This window comes from Actinomadura sp. CNU-125 (assembly GCF_001942465.1).
Classification (GTDB): Bacteria; Actinomycetota; Actinomycetes; order Streptosporangiales; family Streptosporangiaceae; genus Spirillospora.
In genome coordinates, this window is record NZ_MKJY01000346.1 from 1 (window position 1) to 4,542 (window position 4,542).

Below are 4,542 nucleotides of genomic sequence, written 5' to 3' on the forward strand. Positions count from 1 at the left end.
CCGGGCCGGGCGGCGGGCCCATGCCCGGGCCCGGCGGCGGGCCCATGCCGGGGCCGGGGGGCGGGGCCCATGTGGGGGCCCATCCCGGGCGGCGGGCCCATGACCATGCCGGGGGCGCCGCGACGGCGGGCTCGGGGAGGCGGCCCCGGTCCGGGTCGGGACGGGCCGCCGCGAACTGCGTCCGGCACAGTTCGGCGTACAGGCCGCCCGCGTCGAGCAGTTCCTCGTGGACGCCGCGTTCGATGATCCGGCCGTCGTCCACCACCAGGATCTGGTCCGCCTCCCGGATCGTGGACAGCCGGTGCGCGATCACCAGCGAGGTGCGGCCCCGCAGCGCGGTGCGCAGCGCGCGCTGCACCTGCGCCTCCGACTCCGAGTCCAGGTGCGCGGTGGCCTCGTCCAGCACCACCACCGGCGGCGCCTTGAGCAGCAGCCGCGCGATCGCGACCCGCTGCTTCTCGCCGCCCGACAGCCGGTAGCCGCGCTCGCCCACCACCGTGTCGAGGCCCTCGGGGAGCGCGTCGATCACGTCCCAGATCCGCGCCGCCTCGCACGCCTCCCGCATGTCGTCCTCGGTGGCGTCCGGGCGCGCGTACAGCAGGTTGGCGCGCAGCGTGTCGTGGTACAGGTGGGCGTCCTGCGTGACCATCCCGACCGTCTCGCGCAGCGAGTCGAGGGTGAGGTCGCGGACGTCCTGCCCGCCGATCCGGACGGCGCCCGACTCGACGTCGTACAGCCGCGGCACCAGGTGCGTGATCGTGGTCTTGCCCGCGCCGGACGGCCCGACGAGCGCGGTCATCCGGCCCGCCGGCGCGGTGAACGAGACGTCCCGCAGGACCGGCGGGTTCTCCACCCGGTCCGGTGCCGGCAGCGCGATCGACTCCAGCGACGCCAGCGACACGTCGGCGGCCGACGGGTAGCGGAACGCGACGCCGTCGAACGTGATCTCGGGGGCCGTCGCGTCGCCGTCCGGACCGGCGCCGTTCGTGCCGGTGAGCTTCGCGGCGGCGACGGGGCGCGCGTCCGGGCGCTCGGCGATCAGCGGCTCCAGGTCCAGGACCTCGAAGACGCGGTCGAAGCTGACCAGCGCGGTCATCGCGTCGGCCTGCATGCCGGACAGCTGGTTGAGCGGCGCGAACAGCCGGGTCAGCAGCGTCGCCATCGCCACCAGCGTGCCGATCTGCACCGCGCCGTCGATCACCAGGGCGCCGCCCAGCCCGTACACCAGCGCCGTCGCCAGCGACGCCAGCAGCATCACCGAGATCAGCATCAGCTCGGCGTACACCGACGTCACCACGCCGATGTCGCGGACCCGCGCGGCGCGCCGCGCGAACAGCTCCGACTCCTCGTCCGGGCGGCCGTACAGCTTCGCCAGCAGCGCGCCCGTCACGTTGAACCGCTCGTGCATGAGCGATCCCATCTCGGCGTCCTGGTGCATCGACTCGCGGGTGAGCCGCTGCAGGGGGCGCCCGACGAGCCGTCCGGGCAGCAGGAACAGCGGCAGCACCAGCAGCGCCACCAGCGTGATCGGCCACGACAGGTAGAACATCGTGCCGAGCACCAGCAGCAGCGTCAGCACGCTCGGCACGGCCATCGACAGCAGCGAGGTGACGGCCTGCTGCGCCTGGATGACGTCGGTGTTGAGCCGGCTGACCAGCGCGCCCGTCTGCGCGCGGGTGAAGAACGCGAGCGGCTGCCGCTGGACGTGCCGGAACACCTTCGTGCGCAGGTCGTAGATGAGGCCCTCGCCGATCCGGCCGGACAGCCGCGCCGCCGCGAGCTTGCCGAGCGCGTCCACCAGCGACAGGACGGCCGCGGCCACCGCCACCTGCACCACGACCGACGTGTCGCGCGGGATCACGCCGTCGTCGATGATGACCTTGAACAGCAGGGGGATCGCCACCGTGATCCCCGCCCCCAGGACGGTGACCGTCAGCAGGACGAGCGCGAGGCCGCGGTACGGCCGGACGTAGGGCAGGATCCGCCGGAAGGTGCCGGGACGGACCCGCTGCCGGGTCACCTCCTCGCCCCCCATCCCGCGGATCATCACGGGTCCCGGGCCGCCGATCACGACGAGGTCTTCTCGGGTTCGGCCCGCTCGCGGCCCGCCTCGTACTCGCGCATCTCCTCGACGAGGCTGCGCGGCCGCATGTCCGTCCAGTTCGCCTCGATGTGGTCCAGGCACGCCTGCCTGGAGTCCTCGGGGTGCGCGATCTCCCAGCCTTCCGGGACGTCGGCGAACGCGGGCCACAGCGAATACTGGCCCTCGTCGTTGATCAGCGCGAGGAATCGTCCGTTCTCGTCATCGAACGGGTTGGCCATGATCTCTCCCTGCGGATTCAGAAACCGGCCCATCCATTTCACGCGTCACGATAATGAGGCCGACACGTCGCTACAAGGCGTCAGAAAATGGACGCGCGACCGTCCAACCGTGCAATTTTCCGGTTGGACGGCCGCCTTTTTTCGCGCAGTTCTCGGCCGGGTGCCGCGGCGGCCCCGCAACGGCGCGGAGCCCACCGGGACGTCCGGTGGGCTCCGCACCGCGGGGTCCTGTACTACGGCCGGCGGGTCACCCCGCCGACCAGCGCGGCTCGCGCTTCTCCGCGACGCCCGCGGGCCCTCCACCGCGTCCCGGCTGTGCATCCGGCGCTCCTCCCACACGTAGCGGGTGGCGAACGCCTGCTCCAGCGGCATGTCGACGGACCGCAGCACCGCCTCCTTGATCGCCCGCACCGCCAGCGGCGCGGCCCGCACCAGGTCGTCGGTCCACGCCGCGACGCGCTCGTCCAGCCCGTCCGCGGGCGCGACCTCGTTCACCAGCCCGAATTCCAGCGCCCGCGCCGCCGTCATCCGGCGGCCGGTGAGCAGGTGGCCCATCGCCGCCTTCAGCGGGATCTGCCGGGCCAGCCGGAACGCGCCGCCCGCGCCGGGCACCAGCCCGAGCCGCACCTCCGGCAGCCCGAACTCGGCGTGCTCGGCGGCCACGATGACGTCGCAGGCCAGCGCCAGCTCGAAGCCGCCGCCGAGGGCGTACCCGTTCACCCGCGCCACGACCGGTTTGGTCAGCGCGAACCGCTCGGTGAGCCGCGGCCAGCCCGGCTGCCCGCGGCTCCCGAACGTCGTCGGCGGCGCGCCCGCCGCGTTCAGCCGGCTGCGCTCCTTCAGGTCCTGCCCGACCGAGAACGCGCGGTCTCCCGCACCGGTCAGGACGGCGACGCGGACGGCGTCGTCCGCCTCGACGTCGTCCCACACCGCGGCCAGCTCCTCGTGCGTGCGCAGGTCCATCGCGTTGAGGACGGCCGGACGGTCCAGCGTCACGTACGCGACGTGGTCCTTCTTCACGTACCGGACGCGCGGGCCCTCGGCGTCGACGTCGGTGCCGGTGCTCGCGGCGCTCACGCGGGACGCCCGAAGCGGCCCACCTTGGCCAGGACGTCCTGACCGTAGATCCGCAGCGCCTGCTGCAGGGCGAACTCCGCCATGTACCGGCGGAACTCCTCCGGCGGGTCGTCGGCGAGGTTCAGCATCCGCCGGTTGGTGACGACCGCGGGGCCGCGCATCCGGTCCAGGCTCCGCTCGATGGCCGCGTCCATCTCCGGCGGCTCCACCACCTCGTCCACCAGCGTCGCCGCGGCCGGCTCGGCGGCGCGGATCCGCCGCCCCGACAGGATGATCTGCCGGGAGAGCCGCGGGCCGGTGGCGCGGGTCAGCCGGTAGTTCGACGCGCCCGGGATGATGCCCTCCTGCGCGGCGGGCAGGCTCAGGTACGCGCCCGCCTCGGCGATGACGTGGTCGAACGCCTGCAGCAGCTGCATGCCGCCGCCGATCGCGAACGCGTCCACCGCCGCGACCCACGGCATGTCCACGGTCGGCCACTGCCACGCCGAACCGTCCGGCTCGTCCGCGCCGGACGGGACGCGCACGCCGCGCACCAGCTTGGCGATGTAGCCCGTCTCGCGGCGCAACAGGAAACCGACCAGCGAGATCTCCCCCGCGTGCAGCCGCTTCAGGTTGATGCCGGCGCTGAACACCCGGCGCCCCCGGTAGCGCGGGTGGCTCATCTCGCCGCCGCGCAGCAGGCCCACGCCCACGGACGGATCGAGGTGCGCGAGATCGACCGCGGTCTCCATGTCGTCGACCTGGCGTTCGTCCTCGGCGTTCAGGCAGTCGTCCCGGCACATCGTCAGGTACGCCACCCCGTCGCGGCGCTCCAGCCGGACGGCCTCCATGTCCACCGTGCCCGTCCGGGCGAACTCCGGCAGCAGGTCCAGCGCCCGTTCGGTCGGCGCCAGCATCGCGTCGAGCAGGTGCGGGCCCGCCACCGGGGAGCGCAGCACGCCGCGCAGGAAGATCCCCTGGTCGATCTCCAGGCCCTCCTTGTCGGCCTGCGCGCGGGTGCGTTCGGCGGCGATCCGCGCCGCCGTCGGCACCAGCCCCGGGAACGTGTCCGCCGCGGCCTCCACCAGCGCGTCGATCCGCAGGTCGCGGGTCCGCCCGGCGGTCAGGACGTCGTAGACAACGGCGGGTGCGCGACCATGAACC

Annotated in this window: 4 protein-coding genes; all 4 read right to left on the reverse strand. The window is 73.7% G+C overall.

Going from position 1 to position 4,542, the window contains the following annotated elements:
• Nucleotides 1–2,035: ABC transporter ATP-binding protein (locus tag BJF79_RS32770; protein ID WP_262402881.1), on the reverse strand; the 2,035-nt coding region annotated here is incomplete at its 3' end.
• 32 nt (nucleotides 2,036–2,067) lie between these two features.
• Nucleotides 2,068–2,322: an MbtH family protein gene (locus BJF79_RS32775; RefSeq protein ID WP_075903284.1), complete on the reverse strand. Its 255-nt coding sequence runs from the start codon at nucleotides 2,320–2,322 to the stop codon at nucleotides 2,068–2,070.
• Between the two features lie 45 nt (nucleotides 2,323–2,367).
• A complete protein-coding gene (gene dpgD / locus BJF79_RS32780) occupies nucleotides 2,368–3,399 on the reverse strand; it encodes an enoyl-CoA-hydratase DpgD (protein ID WP_143220529.1) in 1,032 nt (343 codons plus the stop codon).
• Complete coding sequence (gene dpgC, locus BJF79_RS32785) at nucleotides 3,396–4,505, reverse strand: (3,5-dihydroxyphenyl)acetyl-CoA 1,2-dioxygenase DpgC (protein ID WP_262402882.1); 1,110 nt, start codon at nucleotides 4,503–4,505, stop codon at nucleotides 3,396–3,398. Before dpgC ends, dpgD begins: the two co-directional genes overlap by 4 nt.
• Between the last annotated feature and the right edge of the window lie 37 nt (nucleotides 4,506–4,542).